A 17,357-nucleotide genomic window follows, 5' to 3' on the forward strand; every position below is an offset into this window, starting at 1 on the left:
CTACCGCCACGACGTTCCTCTCGGTGTGTGGATTTCCCGATCGAGTGGGGGGTCGGGCGAGCGTAGGACATGTGTGCCACGGGTTTCCACTCGGAGGGGTGGAAAGTGTGCCCCAATCGGCTGGACCTTCAGCGAACTTGTTAGACCGTTCGGGTGATATTGACGACGACCAGCGGAAACGGCGTCAAGCCTTACCCGATCCGGTGATTCGGGAAATTTTGTGTGCTATTCGAGCCGGTCTTGGCGATAGTCGATCCGCGTGCCGAGTCCCCAGGTAAGCCGGTTCGATCCGCGCCGCCGTCACGCAAACCCCGGATAAACCCAGCGAATTCGGAGGAACACTTGATGAAGAGCTCCCTCGTGCGCCGCGGCGGACTGCTCGCCGCGGTCGTGGCGAGCGTCGTGCTCGCCGGCGCGGCCTCTGCTTCGGCGGCCCCCGGCGACGGGTCCGCGTACGGCGTCAAAGTCGACGTCAAGCTGCTCGGCCAGGACGCGGTGAAGGCCGGCCCGTTCGCGGCCGCGAACACCGCCGGCCCGACCAGCAACAGCCTGGCGAAGGTCGACCTCACCGGCATCCTCAAGGCCGGTGCGATCAACACCGAGGCGAAGCGCGACGAGAATTCCGGTGCGGTGACGGCGAAGGCGAGCACCGCCGACGTCACGCTGCCGCTGCTGAAGGCGGCGCTCGGCAACGTCGGCATCAAGCTCGTCGAAGCCGTCTGCACCGCGACGCAGAAGGGCGTCGAAGGCAGCGCGAAACTGGTCGGCGCGGACCTCGGCAGCGTCGGCGCGGTCGACGCCACCCCGGCGGCGAACACGCAGATCAAGGTCGGTCTCGGCACGCTGAACGTCGCGACGATCACCCTGAACGAGCAGGTGAAGAACCCCGACGGCAGCCTCACGGTGAACGCCGTCCACGTGAAGCTGCTCGGCGAAGGCCTCAAGGCGCTCGGCTCGGGTGACGTGATCGTGTCGTCGGCGACCTGCGGCCCGGCCGCGCCGCCGATGCCGCTGGCGTCCGGCGCCGGGCTCTGGATCGGGCTCGGCCTGCTCGGCGCCGTCGCCGTGCCGGTCGGCACCCGGATCCTCCGCCGCCGTTCCGCACAGGCCTGAGCGAGGTCGGGATGTACAAGATGCCGGGCGCCGGGGTCGGCGTGGCCGGTGGCGGGGTGGGCACCCTCGCCGCCACCGGGGCCGACATCGGGTGGTGGCTGGCCGTCGGCGTGCTCCTGGTCCTGCTCGGGACCGTCGCGCTGATCGCCGTCCGCCGCCGCAGCCGCCGTCTCTCCCAGGCGCGGGATTGAGGAACGGGCCGCCGGCGTGTGCCCCTCGCACGCCGGCGGCCCCGGCGGACGCGACTGCACAGCAGGACACTCGACGACCACCGATGGCCCGGCGGAGGGAAATTTGCCGGACACTCGACGATGTGGAGAAGGGGCACCCCCGGGTGGATGTGATGTTGCTGGCCGGCACCCGGCCGGAAGCCGTCAAGCTCGCGCCGCTGGCACTGGCGCTGGCGGACCACCCGGTGCTGCGCCCGGTCGTGGTCCACAGCGGCCAGCACCCGGGCATGGTGGAGCAGGCCCTGGAGCCGTTCGGCCTGACCGCGGACGTGTGGCTCGACGTGCCGCCGCGGGTCACCGGCGGCCAGGCCGAACTGGTGGCCGGGCTGCTGCCCGCGCTCGACGACGCCCTGCGCCGCCACACCCCGGCCGCGCTGGTGGTCCAGGGCGACACGACGACGACGCTCGCCGGCGCGCTGGCGGCGTTCTGGCTGGGCATCCCGGTGGTCCATCTGGAGGCCGGGCTGCGCACCCACGACCTGGCGGCGCCGTTCCCGGAGGAGGGCGCGCGGCAGATGGTGTCGCGGATCGCGGCGCTGCACCTGGCGCCGACGCTCGGCGCGGCGGCGGCCTTGCGCTCGGAAGGCGTTGCGCGGCAGCAGATCGCGGTCACCGGCAACACGGTCGTCGACGCGGTCCTGGAGATCGCGGCCCGCGACCTGCCGGCGCGGGACACGGCGCTGGCGTTGCTGGAGATGGAACTGGCGGAGGCCGGCGAGCGGCTGGTGCTGGTCACCTCCCACCGGCGGGAGTCCTGGGGCGAGCCGCTGGAGCGGACGCTGGCGGCGGTGCAGCTGATCGTGGCCGAGCACCCGGACGTCCAGGTGCTGTTCCCGGCCCACCCGAACCCGCAGGTCCGCGGCCAGGTCGAAGCGGCACTGGCCGGCCTGCCCCGGGTGACGGTGACGGACCCGCTGGAGTACCCGGACCTGGTCCGCGCACTGCGGCTGGCGTCGCTGGTGCTGACGGATTCGGGCGGCATCCAGGAGGAGGCCCCGACGTTCGGCACGCCGGTGGTGGTGCTGCGGGACGTGACCGAGCGCGCCGAGGTGGTGGCGGCCGGCTGCGCGTGGCTGGCGGGCACGGAAACCTCGCGGATCGCGGACCTGGCGGCGCGCCTGCTGAACGGGGAGCTGCGGCCGGCGCAGGTGGGAAACCCCTACGGCGAGGGGAACGCGGCGATCCTGGCGGTCGCGGCGATCGAGGAGCTGCTGGGCGTGCGCTCCCCCGCCCCGAGCCCGGCGGCAGCTCCCTGAGGCATTGCCCGGTGGTTAGAGCGACACCACGTTCACCGGCAACGCCGGGTTCGCGCTGAAGTCCAGCGGGGCCGTCGGGCGCTTGCCCGCCACCACGTGCGCGCCGAGGGCGGCGATCATCGCGCCGTTGTCCGTGCACAGGCGCGGCCGTGGCACGCGCAGCTCGATGCCCGCCGCGGCGCAGCGCTCGGCCGCCAGTTCCTTCAGCCGGGAGTTCGCCGCCACGCCGCCGGAAAGCACCATCGTGGTGATGCCCTGCTCCTTCGCCGCGCGGATCGCCTTCGCCGTCAGCACGTCCGCGACCGTCTCCTGGAACGAAGCGGCGACGTCGTCCACCGGGATTTCCTCGCCGCGCCGCTGCGCGCCTTCGACCCAGCGCGCGACCGCCGTCTTCAAGCCGGAGAACGAGAAGTCGAACGCGGCGTCGCGCGGGCCCGTCATGCCGCGGGGGAACGCGATCGCCGCCGGGTTCCCGTTCTTCGCCGCCTTGTCGATCGGCGGGCCGCCCGGGTACGGCAGGCCGAGGACGCGCGCGACCTTGTCGTACGCCTCGCCCGCCGCGTCGTCCACTGTGGACCCCAGCTCGGTGATCTCCGACGCGATGTCGTCGACGCGCAGCAGCTGCGTGTGGCCGCCGGAAACCAGCAGCGCCAGGCACGGCGTGGGCAGCGGCCCGTGCTGCAGCGTGTCGACCGCGATGTGCCCGGCCAGGTGGTTGACGCCGTAGAGCGGCACGTCCAGCGCCGTCGCGTACGCCTTCGCCGCCGAGACGCCGACGAGCAGGGCGCCCGCCAGGCCCGGGCCCGCCGTCACCGCGATGGCGTCCACATCGGACATCGACAGCCCGGCCTTCTCGAACGCCCGCGAAGTCGTCGGGACCATCGCTTCCAGGTGCGCGCGGCTGGCGACCTCGGGCACCACGCCGCCGAAGCGGGCGTGCTGCTCGACGCTGGACGCGACCTCGTCCGCCAGCAGCTCGACCGTGCCGTTGTCGTGCAGGCGGACCAGGCCGACGCCGGTTTCGTCGCACGAGCTCTCGATACCCATGATGATGCGTGCCATCAGCCCGCCACCCCGTCCCGCGTCCGCGCCGGGCGGACCATCGTGTACGCGTCGGCGCCGGAAGGCTGGTAGTAGCGCTTCCGGATGCCGAGCCGTTCGAAGCCGTGGCGCTCGTAGAGGGCGAGCGCGGTGGTGTTGTCCGTGCGGACCTCGAGGAAGACCGGCGCCTCGAACTCGTCGGCCCGCGCCAGCAGCGCGCGCAGCAGCGCCTTGCCGATGCCCTGGCCCTGGTACTCGGGCGCGACGCCGATCGTGTGCACGGTCGCCTCGTATTCGCCGCGGCGGCGGCCGACGACGGCGAGCCCGGCGTAGCCGAGCAGCTCGTCGCCCTCGTCCGGGCGCGCGGCGAGGTAGAAGTTGCCCGCGTCCAGCTCGGAATGGAAGGCGCGGGCGCTCCACGGGTCGTCGCCCGGGAAGAGGATCTGCTCGATCTCCACGCACCGGGCGATGTCCATGCGGCGCAGCGGCCCGAGTCTCACGAAACGGTCACCCGTTTCGGCGCCGCGGGCTCGGCCGCGTCCGGACGGCGCAGGTACAACGGCGTCAGGGGTCCGGGCGGTTCCTTCGCCAGCAGCGCGGCTTGCGCGACCTTCACCAGCCCGGCGGGCGACGGGAACCGCGGCTCGATCGGCCGGACGCCGAGCGCGTCGGCGTAGAGGAGGGCGCCGTCGCCGGCCGCCACCCTGATGTCGCTCTCGAGGTCCGCGGGCCGCTGGACGTGCGGGCCGTCGGTGCGCCGCCCGGCGGCGTCGTAGGCGGCCCAGTAGACCTCGCGGCGGCGGGCGTCGGTCAGCACGAGGAAAGCGTTGTCCCCCGGCGCGACGTCGGCGGCCAGCGCGTCGAGGCTGCAGACCGGGTACACCGGGATGCCGAGAGCGTGGCCGAACGCGGCGGCGGTGGCCATCCCGGCCCGCAGGCCGGTGAACGGCCCGGGACCGACGCCGGCGACGATCGCGTCGAGCTCTTTGAGCGTCACCCCGGCGGCCTCGGCGGCGGCCAGCGCGTGCGGCGTGATCAGCTCTCCGTGGGCGCGGGGGTCGACCGTGACGCGCTCACCGCGCGTCTCGACCAGGCCGCCGTCCAGCACGACGACGCCCGCGGTCACCGCCGGGGTCGAGGTATCGATCGCCAGTACCAACACGGTGTCCCAGCCTACGACCAGCGCATACGGCCGCTTGCTGCAGGGGACCCCTCCGCACGGTAACGTGCGGGTGGAGTCCGACACTGGGAGGTCCCCGCGGTGCCCGACCCGTTGTTCCCCACGCTCGTCGCCGGTGCCGCCAAGGAAGCTCTGCGCTTCGGCGAGCACGCCCTCACCCACGACGATCTCGCCGCCGTCGCCGGCGGTCTCGCCCGCGAACTGCCGCCCGGCCGGGTCGCCGTCTGGGCGACCCCGACGCTGCACACGAGCGTCGCGGTCGTCGCCGCGCTGCTCGCCGGGGTGCCGGCGGTGCCGCTGAACCCGAAGATCGGCGAACGCGAACTCGCGCACATTCTCACCGACAGCGAACCGCAGCTGGTGCTGGCCGAACCGGGTGCCGAGCTGCCTGCCGGGCTCGCCGCGCTCCCCCGCCGGGACATCCCCCTCACCGGCGGGAAAGCGCCGGTCCCGGCGGAGGCCGAGCCCGAGTCCCCCGCGCTGATCGTCTACACCTCCGGCACCACCGGCCCGCCGAAGGGCGTCGTGCTCCCCCGCCGCGCGCTCGCGACCACGCTGGACGCCCTCGAGGACGCCTGGGGCTGGACCGCCGACGACGTCCTCGTGCACGCGCTTCCCCTGTTCCACGTGCACGGGCTGATCCTCGGCATCCTCGGCCCGCTGCGCCGCGGTGGTTCGGTGCGCCACCTCGGCCGGTTCTCGACCGAAGGCGTCGCCCGCGAACTCGCGAACGGCGCCACCATGCTGTTCGGCGTCCCGACGATGTACCACCGGATCGCCGGCGAAGTCGGCTCCGACACCGCGCTGGCGGACGCGCTCAAGCGGGCGCGCCTGCTGGTTTCCGGGTCCGCGGCCCTGCCGGTGCACGACCACCGGCGAATCACCGCGGCCACCGGCCAGCAGGTCGTCGAGCGCTACGGCATGACCGAGACGCTGATGAACACCAGCGTCCGCGCGGACGGCGAGCGCAGGCCGGGCACGGTCGGCGTTCCGCTGCGGGGTGTCGAGCTCCGGCTGGTCGGGGACGCCGGCGAAGTCGTCGAAGAGGTCGAGACCGTCGGCGAAATCCAGGTCCGCGGGCCGAACCTGTTCACCGAGTACCTCAACCGCCCGGACGCGACCGCGGCCGCGTTCGACGACGGCTGGTTCCGCACCGGCGACATGGCCACGCGCGACGCCGACGGGTACGTCAAGATCGTCGGGCGCAAGGCGACCGACCTCATCAAGAGCGGCGGCTACAAGATCGGCGCGGGCGAGATCGAGAACGCGCTGCTCGACCACCCCGGCGTCGCCGAGGCCGCCGTCACCGGCGAACCGGACGACGACCTCGGCGAGCGGATCGTCGCGTGGATCGTGCCCAGCGGCGAGCCACCGGCCGCGGCGGAGCTCGCCGACCACGTGGCGAAGCTGCTCGCGCCGCACAAGCGCCCGCGGGTCGTCCGGTACCTGGAGGCGTTGCCGCGCAACGACATGGGCAAGGTCATGAAGCGGGCGCTCGGTGCCTAGGCAGCCGGCGCGTGAGGTCGTCGGCGCGATCGCCAACGGTTTCACGGAGTTCCCGACGCCGTTGCGCGAGGAGCCGGCGGACGGCCCGATCGGCTGGCCGGGCTACCGGGAAGCGCGCTCTGCCGCGGAAGAACGCACCGGGGAAAAGGAATCGGTCGTCTGCGGGACGGCGAAGATCGGCGACGTCGAAGCCGTGCTGGTCGCCTTCGAGTTCGGGTTCCTCGGCGGCTCGCTCGGGCAGCGGACCGGCGACCGGATCGAGGCGGCGTTCGCGCACGCCCGCGACGCGCGGCTGCCCGTGGTGTCGCTGGTCGCGACCGGCGGCAGCCGCATGCAGCAGGGCATGCGCGCGCTGATGCAGCTGCAGCGGGTGGCGCGGGCGTCGGCGTTGACGCGGTCGGTGGGCATCCCCCGGATCGCCGTGCTGCGCGACCCGACGACCGGCGGCGGCTGGGCGACGCTCGGCGCGGGCGCCGACGTCGTCCTCGCGCTGCCGGAGGCGCAGGTCGGCTTCGCGGGCTCGCGGGTGCGCCCGCCGGAAGCCCCGGAGGCGTACACCGCGGAGGCGCACCTCGAGTGGGGTCAGGTCGACGCCGTCGTCGCCCCGGACGAACTCGGGCCGGCGCTGGAACGGTGGCTGCGGCTGCTGACCGCGCGGTCGTCGGCCGCGGCTCCGCCGCCGACCGCGCTGCGGGCCGCGTCGCTGCCCTCGACGGGCTGGGAGGCGGTCCAGGCGGCACGGTCGCCGCAGCGGGCCCGGGCGGCGGAGTACCTCGACGCGTATTTCGGCTGGCGGCAGGACATCAGCGGCGACCGCGTCGGCGGCGCGGACCCCGGTGTCGCGTGCGGCTTCGGCTGGCGCGACGGGAGGACGATCGCGTACGCGGCCCAGTGCGGCACGCCGACGTTGCCGTCGGGGTTCCGGACGGCGGCGCGGCTCGTGCGGCTGGCGTCCCGCCTGGGCATCCCGGTGCTGACGCTGGTCGACACCCCGGGCGCGGCGAACGACGCGGCGGCCGAACAGGCCGGCGTCGGCGGCGCGATCGCGGAGCTGTTCGAGGCGGTGGCGACGGCCTCGGTCCCGGTGACGACGCTCGTGATCGGCGAAGGCGGCTCGGGCGGCGCACTGGCGTTCGCCGCGGCCGGCTCGACGTGGGTGGCCCCGGACGCGTACTTCTCGGTGACGTCCCCGGAAGCCGCGGCGGCGATCCTCAAGCGCCCGGCTTCGGAGGTGCCGGACATCGCCAACCGGCTGCACCTGCGGCCGCAGGACCTGGTGGACCTGGGCGTGGCGCGCGCGGTGATCAAGCCGTCGTGAGCTCCGGGACGCGGTCGGCCCAGGTGCCGTGCGGCTCCAGGGTGATCTCGCGGACGTCGTCCTCGCGGCGGTCGAGGCGGACCACCAGGTAGTCCGCCGACAGCCGCTCCGCCGAACCCTCGCCCCACTCGACGACGACCGCCGAGCGCTCCAGGTCGGTGTCCAGGTCGAGGTCGTCGAGCTGCGAGAGGTCGCCGCCCAGGCGGTACGCGTCCACGTGCACCAGCGGCACACCCGCCGTGCCCGCCGGGTGGACGCGGGCCAGGACGAACGTCGGGCTGCTCACGCGGCCGCCGACGCCGAGGCCGTCCGCGATGCCGCGGGTCAGCGTCGTCTTGCCCGCGCCGAGCGGGCCGGCCAGGAGCACCAGGTCACCCGCGCGGAGCGCGCGCCCGAGCACGCGCCCGAAGTCCATCGTCTCTTCGGGGGTCGGAAACACCATGCTCAACGCTGCCACCACCAGGTTCGCCGGGACGAGGTCACGCCGTCCGCACCGGAACAGCGTTGCAGGAGATCGATCAGCTGGCTGTTCACCAGCTCGGGCTGCTCGAGCTGGACCATGTGGCCGGCGCCGCGGACACGGACCAGCTCCGCGTCGGGCAGCTCGGCCGCGATCCGCTCGGCGTGCGCGAACGGCGTGAACCGGTCCGAATCGCCGCCGATGACCAGGACTTCCGCGTGCTTGAGGCCGGCCAGCGCCGCGTAGCGGTTGTGACTGCCGAGGGTGTCGATGAAGTCGACGAGCCCGCGCACCGGCGTGACCTCGAGCATCTCGAGCATGAAGTCGACGAGCCGCGGGGCGACGTCGCGGCTGCCGAACGCCAGCCTGCGCACGGCTTGGCGGGTCAGCTGGCCGCCGGCCGCGCGCACGAACTCCACCAGCCCGGGCTGCCAACCCGCGAGACCGCCCGCGGCCCGCGTCAGCGGGTTGTACTTCGAGAGCAGCGGACGCGGCAACCCGCGTGCCCCGACCTCGCCCGCCGCCGTCGCGATGAAGGCCACCCCGCAGACGCGGTCCTCGAACAGCGACGGGAATTCGGCGGCCAGCTCCATGATGACCATGCCGCCCATCGAGTGCCCCATCAGCACGATGGGCCCCTCCGGCACCACGGACCGCAGCACGGCGTCGAGGTCCCGCGCCAGTTGTTCGATGGTCGACGTCTCGGCCGAAGCCGCGCCGGAGAGCCCGTGGCTGCGGTGGTCGTAGTACACCTGACGCACGCGCGGCAGCTTCAAGGAAGCCAGGTCGCGACGCTGGAAGTGCCAGCAGCGCCGTGAAAGCGCGAAGCCGTGCACACCCACCACGGTCAGTTCCGGTTCGCCGCCGTCTTCCGGGTCGATCTCCTCGACCGAAAGCGGCGTGCCGTCCTCGGCCGCGACCGTCGAAGTGCGGTCCGGCTTCAGCTCCCCCAGCGGCTCGTCCACGTACGGATCCTCACTGTGCCGCCGCTGCTGCGCGGCGACGATGGCGGCGGCGGTTCCGGTGGCCACGGCCCCGATCCCGCCGGCGATGGCCAGCAGTCGTCGTGAAGGTGTCACGACCGTTCCCCCGGATACCGGCGGCGCACGCGCGGCCGGTACATCGAGGTGACGATCTCGTAGTCGATGGTCCCCAGCTTGTCGGCCCACTCCCGGGCGGTCGGCTCGCCGTGCGCTCCCGCGCCGAACAGGACGACCTCGTCGCCGATGGCGGGCTCGTAGTCGCCGCAGTCCACCACCAGCTGGTCCATGCAAATGCGCCCGGCGACCGGCCGCCGCTGCCCGCCGAGCCAGACATCCATGCGCCCGGACAGCGACCGCGGGACGCCGTCGGCGTACCCGGCCGGGACGAGCGCCAAGGTCGTGTCCCGCTCCGCGGTCCAGGTGTGCCCGTAGGACACCGATTCCCCGGCCTCGATTCGCTTGACCAGCGCGACGGCGGACCGGAACGTCATGGCCGGGCGCAGGTCTTCCGGCTGCGGCACCGGGTTGAGCCCGTACATCGCGATGCCCGGGCGCACGACGTCGAAGTGCAGGTCCGGCCGGGTCAGCAGGGCCGCGGAGTTCGCCAGGTGCCGCCTCGGGTCGAGCCCGGCGGCACGTGCGGTGTCGTACGCCTCGGCGAAGCGCTTGGCCTGCAGGTCGATCGAGGGGTGCCCCGGCTCGTCGGCGCACGCCAGGTGGGACCAGATCGCGACGACCTCGACCCGCGGTTCGGCGGCCGCCGCTTCGACCAGTTCGGCCCACGCGGCGGGCGGGCAGCCGTTGCGCGAGAGCCCGGTGTCGATTTTGAGGTGCACACGCGCCCGGGTACCCGGTTTCGCCGCGGCCGCGATGCGGCGAAGCTCACCCAGCGAGCTGGCCGCGAGGTCGATGCCCCGCTCGACGCCCGGCGCGAAGTCGACGTCCGGGGTGTCCAGCCAGCTGAACAGCCGGGTGGTGATCCCGGCGTCCCGGAGGGCGAGGGCTTCGCCGAGCGAGCAGGTGCCCAGCCAGGACGCCCCGGCCTCGACCGCGGCGCGCGCCACCGGCAGCGCGCCGTGGCCGTAGGCGTCGGCCTTCACCACGGCCATCACCTCGGCGCCGGGCGCGCGGGCGCCCAGCAGGGTGAGGTTGTGGCGGATGGCGTCGAGGTCGATGTCGACCTGCGCCCGGGGGAAACTGGCAGTCATGGCGACTCCCAGTTTCCCATGACCCGAGGTCAGGGCAGGCGCGCCCCGGTGGTGGCGGAGAACACGTGCAGCTCGTCCGGGCGGATCCGCAGGTGGACCGTGTCGCCCATGGCGGGCGGCGTGCGCGGGTCGACGCGGGCGACGACGTTGGACTTCGTGCCTTCGGCGTCGGTCTCGGCGAGCTTGCCGTAGACGTAGGCGTCCGAGCCGAGCTCCTCCACCAGGTCAACCTTGATCGGCACCGAGTCGGGGCCCTCGGTCGTCACTTCCAGGGACTCCGGCCGGAAGCCCAGGGTCACCGTGTCACCGTCGGCGGCCTGGATGACCTCGCGGGTCAGGCGCACGCTGCCGCCGCCCAGCTCGGCGCCGTCGGCCGTCAGCTTCGCGGTCACCAGGTTCATCGCCGGCGAGCCGATGAAGCCCGCGACGAAAGCGTTGGCGGGCCGGTCGTACAGCGCGCGCGGGGTGTCGCACTGCTGCAGCAGGCCGTCCGACAGCACCGCGACGCGGTCACCCATCGTCATGGCCTCGACCTGGTCGTGCGTGACGTAGACCGTCGTGACGCCGAGGCGGCGCTGGAGCGCGGCGATCTGCGTACGCGTGGAGACGCGCAGCTTCGCGTCGAGGTTCGACAGCGGCTCGTCCATCAGGAAGACCTGCGGCTCGCGGACGATCGCGCGGCCCATCGCGACACGCTGGCGCTGACCACCGGAGAGCGCTTTCGGCTTGCGGTCGAGGTACTGCTCGATGTCGAGCAGCTTGGCCGCCTCCAGGACCTTCTGCTTGATCTCGGACGCGGGCCGCCCGGCGATCTTCAGCGCGAAGCCCATGTTCTGCGCGACCGTCATGTGCGGGTACAGCGCGTAGTTCTGGAACACCATCGCGATGTCGCGCGAGCGCGGCGGCAGCTGGGTGACGTCGCGGTCGCCGATCCACACGGCGCCGTCGTCGATGTCCTCGAGGCCGGCCAGCATGCGCAGGCTGGTCGACTTGCCGCAGCCGGACGGGCCGACCAGCACGAGGAACTCGCCGTCGGCGATCTCCAGGTCCAGCGCGTCGACCGCGGGGCGCTCCGAACCGGCGTAGCGCCGGGTCGCCTTGTCGTAGGTGATGGAAGCCATCGGTCAGTCCTCTCCGAGATTCCGCCGGACCCCGTAAGCCGCTTCGCGGGCTTCGAGGTGGCGCTGCTGGATCCGGTGGCCCTCGGCGCGCTGCGCCTCGGTCGGCTCGTCCAGCTCGAGCCGGAGCTTCTGGTTCTCCTGCCAGGACGGGGGTTCCGCACCGGCAGACGGCGTCGACGAAGACAGCGTCGAGGAAGACAGCGCCCACGCCGCCTGCCGCGCCGCGCCCAGCGCGACGTACTCGGCGACCTCGGGCAGCTGCACGGGCACCCCGAACACCAGCGGCGCGACCGCGCGGACGGCCCGCGACTGCGCGCCCCCGCCGATCAGCAGCACGCGCCGGACGTCGAGGCCGTGCGCGCGCACCGCGTCGAGGCCCGCGGCCAGGCCGCAGAGCATGCCTTCGACGGCGCTGCGGGCCAGGTTCTCCGGGGTCATGTTGTCCCGGGTCAGCCCGGCCAGCGAGCCGGTGGCCCCGGGCAGGTTCGGGGTGCGCTCGCCGTCCAGGTACGGCAGGAACGTCAGCCCGCCGGCGCCGGGCTCGGCGGTCAGGGCGAGGCGGTCGAACTCGCTGAGCGTCGCGCCGAGCATCGCGGCCGTCGCGGTGAGGACGCGGGCGGCGTTGAGCGTGCAGGCGAGCGGGAGGAAGCGGCCGGTGGCGTCGGCGAACCCGGCCACTTCGCCGCTGACGTCGGCCGCGCCGGTCTCGGCGACGCCGAACACGGTGCCGCTGGTGCCGAGCGAGACCACGGCGTCACCGGGCTTGAGTTCCAGCCCGAGCGCGGCGGCCATGTTGTCGCCGGTGCCGGCGGAAACCAGCACGCCGTCCGGGGTGTGGCCGGCGGCGTCGGCCGGGCCGAGCACAGTGGGCAGCTCCGGCGTCCGGCCGCCGAAGGCGTGGCTGAGGACGTCGAGGCGGTAGGCGTTTTCGGTCGGCGAGAAGTAGCCGGTGCCGGAGGCGTCACCGCGGTCGGTGACCGGGTCGCCGCCGGTGAGCTTCCAGGTCAGCCAGTCGTGCGGGAGCAGCACGCGCGCAACGCGGTCGGCGAGCTTCGGCTCGTTCTCGGCCAGCCAGCGCAGCTTCGTGACGGTGAAGCTCGCGACCGGCACCGAGCCGACGGACTTCGCCCAGGTCGCCGGGCCGCCGAGCTCCTCGATCAGGTCGAGCGCCGCCTGCGCGGAGCGGGTGTCGTTCCACAGCAGCGCGGGCCGGACCACGTCGTGGTTTTCGTCCAGCGTGACCATGCCGTGCTGCTGGCCGCCGACGCCGATGGCCTGGACGCCGTCGAGGAGGCCGCCGGTCGCCTCGGTGAAGGCGTCCCACCAGGCGGCGGGGGCGACCTCGGTGCCGTCGGGGTGCGGCGCGCGGCCGGTGCGGACGATTTCGCCGGTGTTCGCGTCACACACGACGACCTTGGTCGACTGGGTGGACGAGTCGATGCCGGCGACCAGTTCAGCTGTCATAGGGCTGCCCCTCTGCGACGTGTTCGACGATCTCGATCGCGGTCCCCGCGTTCAGCGCGGCCTCGATCTCCTCGGTGGGCGTGGCTTGGCCCGTGATCAGCAGGTCGTAGTCGCCGACATCGCCGTGCGCGTAGGTGGCGGTGCGGCCGAACTTCGAATGGTCGACGACGAGGACGCTCTGGTTCGCGACCTTCAGCGCGGCCTTCTTGAGCTCGGCGTAGTCGCGGTCGGGGTGGAAGAGCCGGCCGACGGCGACGGCGGTGACGGAGACGAAGGAGACGTCGGCGCGGATCGAGTCGAGCAGGTTCAGGACCTCGGGGCCGGCGCAGGAGTCGTACTCGTGGCTGTACCGGCCGCCCGCGAGGACGACCTCGACCTTCGGCCCGAGCAGCCGGGCCGCGTGCAGGGAGTTGGTGACGACGGTCAAGGCGTCGATCTCGGCGAGCCGCTTGACCAGCGGCAGGAGGGTGGTGGAGTCGTCGACGAAGACGGTCTGGCCGGGCTGGACGTGGTTCGCCGCGGCTTGGCCGAGGGCTTCCTTCTCGCCGTGGTGGAGCGTGTCGCGGAAGCGGGCGGCGGACTCGATGGTGAGCGCCGGGTAGGCCTCGACCTTGCCGCGCAGCTTGCGCAGGAGGCGGCGGTCGGCCAGGTCGTCGAGGTCGCGGTGCATGGTCATCAGGCTGACCCGGAAGCGCGCGGTGAGGTCGTCGATCCGGGCCTCGCCCTGCTCGATGACGTGGTCGAGGATGTCCTGCCGCCGCTGCTCGACGACGGCATCGGACGGCCGGGTCTTCCGGTCTCCGGGTACTGTGCCGCCGCTCACACGGCATTCTTACCAGATTTATCCCGCGAAGTTAACAGAGAACTTGGTAAGTCTTCTCAGGATGTTAGGGAGCGGATCGACCGGATGGCTTCCGGGATCGCGTGGACGAGGCCGGACGCCGAGGTCGGGGCGTTCTGGGCCGCGATCGCGCCCGCCAGCGAGTGGACGTGGGCCGCGGCCGCCGCGGCCAGCCAGGGATCCAGGCTCGCGGCCAGCAGCGCGCCGACCAGGCCGGAGAGGACGTCGCCCGAGCCCGCCGTCGCCAGCCAGGCGCCGCGCGGGGTGTTCACCGCGACCCGGCCGTCCGGCGCCGCGATCACCGTGCAGTGCCCCTTCAGCAGCACCACCGCGTCGTACTTCTTCGCCGCTTCGCGTGCCGCCGTCACGCGGTCCGGGCCGGGCTTGCGCCCCATCAGCCGCTCGTACTCGCCCGCGTGCGGGGTCAGGACCAGCGGGGTGTCCGGGTCGCGGGCGTCGAGGACCTCCGGGGACTGCGCGATGATCGTCGTCGCGTCGGCGTCCGCGCAGACCGGGACGCCCCGGCCGAGGACGTACCGGAGGACGTCCCGCCCCTCGGAGCCGGTGCCGATGCCGGGGCCGACCGCCCACGCCTGGACGCGGCCGGCGTCCGCGACCGTGCCGGTTGCGATGATCTCCGGCCACTGCGCCCGGACGACGTCGGCCGCGTGCCCCGCGTAGCGCACCAGGCCCGAGGTCGCGCGAACCGCCGAACCCGAGGCCAGCACCGCCGCGCCCGGGTACGTCGCCGAGCCCGCCGCGATGCCGACGACACCCTGGCTGTACTTGTCGTCGTCCGGCCCGGGCACCGGCCAGGCGGCGGCGACGTCCACGATGTCGAGGCGCCGCAAGTCGGGCTCGTCCAGTTCGAGGCCGATGTCGACGAGCACGACCTCGCCGCAGTGGGCGGGCGCGAGCGCGTGCACCGGCTTGAGCGCGCCGAACGTGACGGTTCTGGCGGCCTTCACCGCCGGGCCGTCGACCGCGCCGGTGTCCGGGTCGACGCCGCTGGGCAGGTCGACCGCGACGATCGGCGCCTCGACCAGCTCGACCAGCCGGGCCGCGTCCGGGCGCAGGGAGCCGCGTCCCGAGATGCCGACGATGCCGTCGACCACGACGTCGGCCTGCGCGATCCACTGTGGACCGTCCTCGGCGGACACCGCGCGGCCACCGGCCCGCTTGAGCGCCTGGAGACCTTTGGGGTGGGCCTTCGCGGGGTTGAGCAGGATCGCCGTCACGGCCACTCCGCGGCGGCGCAGGAACGCCCCGGCCCACAGGGCGTCACCGCCGTTGTCGCCGGAACCGGCCAGGAGCACGACGCGGCGGCCGGAGACGCCGCCCGTGTGGTCCTCGAGGAAGTCCGCGACCTGCACCGCGAGCCCGAAGGACGCCCGCCGCATCAGCTCGCCCTCGGGCGTCACGGCGAACGCCCGCCCCTCCGCCTCGCGAATCCGTTCCGTGGTCCAGATCCCCTGCACGGCTCGGCCTCCGCTCTCTACGCTGAGTTATTCCACTGTGACGGACTTCGCCAGGTTACGCGGCTTGTCGACGTCGTACCCGCGGGCGCGGGCGATCTCCGCGGCCAGCACCTGCAGCGGCACGGTGGACACCAGCGGCTGCAGCAGCGTCGGCACCGCCGGGACCTCGATGAGCTCGTCGGCGAACGGCCGGACCGTCTCGTCGCCCTCTTCGGCGATCACGATCGTGCGGGCGCCGCGCGCCTGGATCTCGCTGATGTTCGACACGAGCTTCGAGTGCAGCACCGCGCGGCCCTTGGGCGAGGGCATCACGACGACGACCGGCAGGCCCTCTTCGATCAGCGCGATGGGGCCGTGCTTGAGCTCGCCGGCGGCGAAGCCCTCGGCGTGCATGTACGCGAGTTCCTTGAGCTTCAGCGCGCCTTCGAGGGCGACCGGGAAGCCGACGTGCCGGCCGAGGAAGAGCACGGCCTTCGAGTCCGCGATCCGGCGGCCGAGGTCGCGCACCTGGTCCACAGTGGACAGTACCTTCTGGACGGCCGCGGGCATGGCCTCCAGCTCGGCGAACTCGCGGGCCACCTCGTCCGGGTACTTCGTGCCGCGCGCCTGCGCCAGCGCCAGGCCGACCAGGTAGTTGGCCGCGATCTGGGCCAGGAACGCCTTGGTCGAGGCGACCCCGATCTCGGGCCCGGCGTGCGTGTACAGCACGGCGTCGGACTCGCGCGGGATCTGCGCGCCGTTGGTGTTGCAGACGGCCAGGACGCGCGCCTTCTGCTCGCGCGCGTGCCGGACGGCTTCGAGCGTGTCCGCCGTCTCGCCGGACTGGGAGACGGCGACGACCAGCGTGTCGCGGTCGAGGACCGGGTCCCGGTAGCGGAACTCGCTCGCGAGCTCGACCTCGACTGGCAGCCGCGTCCAGTGCTCGATGGCGTACTTGGCGACCACGCCGGAGTGGTAGGCCGAGCCGCAGGCGACGACGAAGACCTTGTCGACGTCGCGGAGGTCCTGGTCGGAAATGCGCTGCTCGTCGAGGATGATCCGGCCGGATTCGAAGTGCCCGCGCAGCGTGTTGGCCAGCGCCTCGGGCTGCTCCTCGATCTCCTTGAGCATGAAGTACTCGTGGCCGCCCTTCTCGGCGGCGGAGAGGTCCCAGTCCACGGTGAACGGCTTGGCCTGGGCGGCGTCGCCGTGGAAGTCCAGGACCTCGTAGCCCTCGCGGGTGATGACGACGAGCTGGTCCTGGCCGAGCTCGACGGCCTCGCGGGTGTGCTCGATGAACGCGGCGACGTCGGAGGCGACGAAGTGCTCGCCCTCCCCGACCCCGACGACCAGCGGCGACGACCGGCGCGCGGCCACGATCGTGTCGGGCTGGTCGGCGTGCGTCACGACGAGGGTGAACGCACCTTCGAGGCGGCGGCAGACGGCGGCGACGCTGGCGGTCAGGTCGCCCTTGGTGTCGCCTTCGGCGTACGCGCGGGCCACCAGGTGGGCGGCGGTCTCGGTGTCGGTGTCGCTGGCCATCTCGACGCCGTCGGCTTCCAGCTCGGCGCGGAGGGCGGCGAAGTTCTCGATGATGCCGTTGTGCACGACGGCGACGCGCTGTGAGGCGTCCCGGTGCGGGTGCGAGTTGCGGTCGACCGGCGCACCGTGGGTGGCCCAGCGGGTGTGCCCCATGCCGGCGGTGCCGCCGAAGTGCTCGCGGCCGACCTCGTCGAGCCGGGCTTCCAGGTTGGCCAGCCGGCCCGCCTTGCGCTCGACGGTCAGCGCACCGCCGCCGTCGAGGACCGCGACACCGGCGGAGTCGTAACCGCGGTACTCCATGCGCCGGAGCCCGCCGAGGACGACGTCCAGAGCCGGGCGGTGCCCGACATATCCCACGATTCCACACACGCACACCAGCCTAACGAGGGACATTCAGCGGGTTGACGGGGTCCGCGAACCACCTCCGACCTGCACGAATACTGTCGCGGTGGTTCGAACCAATGCAGGACGCGCAGCGTCGGCTCCCGTACCCGGAGCGTCCCGCGCCCGAGCGCCCCAATGAGGTTTTCTCAGTAGCGGCCTTGGTGCTCGTGATGGGTCAGGACGAGGGCTGCTTGGACGATGGCGCCGATGCGTTTCGGGCAGAGAGTGACCCGTCGTAGGGCTGACCAGCGGG

The 17,357-nt window shown here is 73.1% G+C and carries 16 protein-coding genes; 5 read left to right on the top strand and 11 right to left on the bottom strand.

Annotated elements, in window-relative coordinates:
• Positions 1-345: 345 nt before the first annotated feature.
• From ACLJOU_RS20815 to wecB, 3 genes are all read left to right on the top strand, one after another.
• On the top strand, positions 346-1,113 hold the full coding sequence (locus ACLJOU_RS20815; protein WP_410569300.1) for a choice-of-anchor P family protein: 768 nt from the start codon (positions 346-348) through the stop codon (positions 1,111-1,113).
• Between the two features lie 11 nt (positions 1,114-1,124).
• Positions 1,125-1,304: an LPXTG cell wall anchor domain-containing protein gene (locus ACLJOU_RS20820; protein WP_410569301.1), complete on the top strand. Its 180-nt coding sequence runs from the start codon at positions 1,125-1,127 to the stop codon at positions 1,302-1,304.
• A 143-nt stretch (positions 1,305-1,447) separates the two neighbouring features.
• On the top strand, positions 1,448-2,599 hold the full coding sequence (wecB, locus tag ACLJOU_RS20825; RefSeq protein WP_410569302.1) for a non-hydrolyzing UDP-N-acetylglucosamine 2-epimerase: 1,152 nt from the start codon (positions 1,448-1,450) through the stop codon (positions 2,597-2,599).
• Positions 2,600-2,614: 15 nt separating this feature from the next.
• On the opposite strand, the gene tsaD is transcribed toward wecB, so the two are convergent.
• The 3 genes from tsaD to tsaB are packed head-to-tail and all read right to left on the bottom strand — an operon-like array spanning position 2,615 to position 4,802.
• Positions 2,615-3,661: a tRNA (adenosine(37)-N6)-threonylcarbamoyltransferase complex transferase subunit TsaD gene (gene tsaD / locus ACLJOU_RS20830; protein WP_410569303.1), complete on the bottom strand. Its 1,047-nt coding sequence runs from the start codon at positions 3,659-3,661 to the stop codon at positions 2,615-2,617.
• Entirely contained in the window at positions 3,661-4,140 is a 480-nt protein-coding gene (gene rimI / locus ACLJOU_RS20835; RefSeq protein WP_410569304.1) for a ribosomal protein S18-alanine N-acetyltransferase, read from the bottom strand. Before rimI ends, tsaD begins: the two co-directional genes overlap by 1 nt.
• Positions 4,137-4,802 (bottom strand): tRNA (adenosine(37)-N6)-threonylcarbamoyltransferase complex dimerization subunit type 1 TsaB, encoded by a 666-nt coding sequence (gene tsaB / locus ACLJOU_RS20840; RefSeq protein ID WP_410569305.1) that lies wholly within the window; start codon positions 4,800-4,802, stop codon positions 4,137-4,139. Before tsaB ends, rimI begins: the two co-directional genes overlap by 4 nt.
• 99 nt (positions 4,803-4,901) lie before the next feature.
• Here tsaB and ACLJOU_RS20845 point away from each other — a divergent pair, with 99 nt between their 5' ends.
• Positions 4,902-6,326, top strand: coding sequence for an acyl-CoA synthetase (locus tag ACLJOU_RS20845; RefSeq protein ID WP_410569306.1), 1,425 nt, complete (start codon positions 4,902-4,904; stop codon positions 6,324-6,326).
• Complete coding sequence (locus ACLJOU_RS20850; RefSeq protein ID WP_410569307.1) at positions 6,319-7,644, top strand: carboxyl transferase domain-containing protein; 1,326 nt, start codon at positions 6,319-6,321, stop codon at positions 7,642-7,644. The genes ACLJOU_RS20845 and ACLJOU_RS20850 overlap by 8 nt, the downstream gene beginning before the upstream one ends.
• Here the strand turns inward: ACLJOU_RS20850 and tsaE are convergent.
• The 8 genes from tsaE to glmS are packed head-to-tail and all read right to left on the bottom strand — an operon-like array spanning position 7,631 to position 17,089.
• Positions 7,631-8,092, bottom strand: a complete 462-nt coding sequence (tsaE, locus tag ACLJOU_RS20855; RefSeq protein ID WP_410569308.1) for a tRNA (adenosine(37)-N6)-threonylcarbamoyltransferase complex ATPase subunit type 1 TsaE — start codon at positions 8,090-8,092, stop codon at positions 7,631-7,633. The genes ACLJOU_RS20850 and tsaE overlap by 14 nt on opposite strands.
• Complete coding sequence (locus tag ACLJOU_RS20860; protein ID WP_410569309.1) at positions 8,089-9,183, bottom strand: alpha/beta fold hydrolase; 1,095 nt, start codon at positions 9,181-9,183, stop codon at positions 8,089-8,091. The genes tsaE and ACLJOU_RS20860 overlap by 4 nt, the downstream gene beginning before the upstream one ends.
• Positions 9,180-10,295, bottom strand: a complete 1,116-nt coding sequence (alr, locus tag ACLJOU_RS20865; RefSeq protein WP_410569310.1) for an alanine racemase — start codon at positions 10,293-10,295, stop codon at positions 9,180-9,182. The genes ACLJOU_RS20860 and alr overlap by 4 nt, the downstream gene beginning before the upstream one ends.
• 29 nt (positions 10,296-10,324) lie before the next feature.
• A complete protein-coding gene (locus tag ACLJOU_RS20870) occupies positions 10,325-11,416 on the bottom strand; it encodes an ABC transporter ATP-binding protein (RefSeq protein ID WP_410569311.1) in 1,092 nt (363 codons plus the stop codon).
• Between the two features lie 3 nt (positions 11,417-11,419).
• Entirely contained in the window at positions 11,420-12,880 is a 1,461-nt protein-coding gene (gene xylB / locus ACLJOU_RS20875) for a xylulokinase (protein ID WP_410569312.1), read from the bottom strand.
• Positions 12,870-13,703 carry a DeoR/GlpR family DNA-binding transcription regulator gene (locus ACLJOU_RS20880; protein ID WP_410569313.1) on the bottom strand — a complete coding sequence of 278 codons (834 nt, stop codon included), beginning with the start codon at positions 13,701-13,703 and terminating at the stop codon, positions 12,870-12,872. Before ACLJOU_RS20880 ends, xylB begins: the two co-directional genes overlap by 11 nt.
• 56 nt (positions 13,704-13,759) lie before the next feature.
• Complete coding sequence (locus ACLJOU_RS20885; protein WP_410569314.1) at positions 13,760-15,199, bottom strand: NAD(P)H-hydrate dehydratase; 1,440 nt, start codon at positions 15,197-15,199, stop codon at positions 13,760-13,762.
• A gap of 27 nt (positions 15,200-15,226) precedes the next feature.
• Positions 15,227-17,089, bottom strand: coding sequence for a glutamine--fructose-6-phosphate transaminase (isomerizing) (gene glmS / locus ACLJOU_RS20890; protein ID WP_410569315.1), 1,863 nt, complete (start codon positions 17,087-17,089; stop codon positions 15,227-15,229).
• Positions 17,090-17,357 lie beyond the last annotated feature (268 nt).

Source organism: Amycolatopsis sp. cmx-4-61 (genome assembly GCF_046548775.1).
GTDB lineage: Bacteria > Actinomycetota > Actinomycetes > Mycobacteriales > Pseudonocardiaceae > Amycolatopsis.

Coding starts and splice junctions, on each gene's coding strand:
- ACLJOU_RS20815 (WP_410569300.1), top strand. CDS start 346: ATGAAGAGCTCCCTCGTGCGCCGCGGCGGACTGCTCGCCGCGGTCGTG.
- ACLJOU_RS20820 (WP_410569301.1), top strand. CDS start 1,125: ATGTACAAGATGCCGGGCGCCGGGGTCGGCGTGGCCGGTGGCGGGGTG.
- tsaD (WP_410569303.1), bottom strand. CDS start 3,661: ATGGCACGCATCATCATGGGTATCGAGAGCTCGTGCGACGAAACCGGC.
- alr (WP_410569310.1), bottom strand. CDS start 10,295: ATGACTGCCAGTTTCCCCCGGGCGCAGGTCGACATCGACCTCGACGCC.
- ACLJOU_RS20870 (WP_410569311.1), bottom strand. CDS start 11,416: ATGGCTTCCATCACCTACGACAAGGCGACCCGGCGCTACGCCGGTTCG.
- xylB (WP_410569312.1), bottom strand. CDS start 12,880: ATGACAGCTGAACTGGTCGCCGGCATCGACTCGTCCACCCAGTCGACC.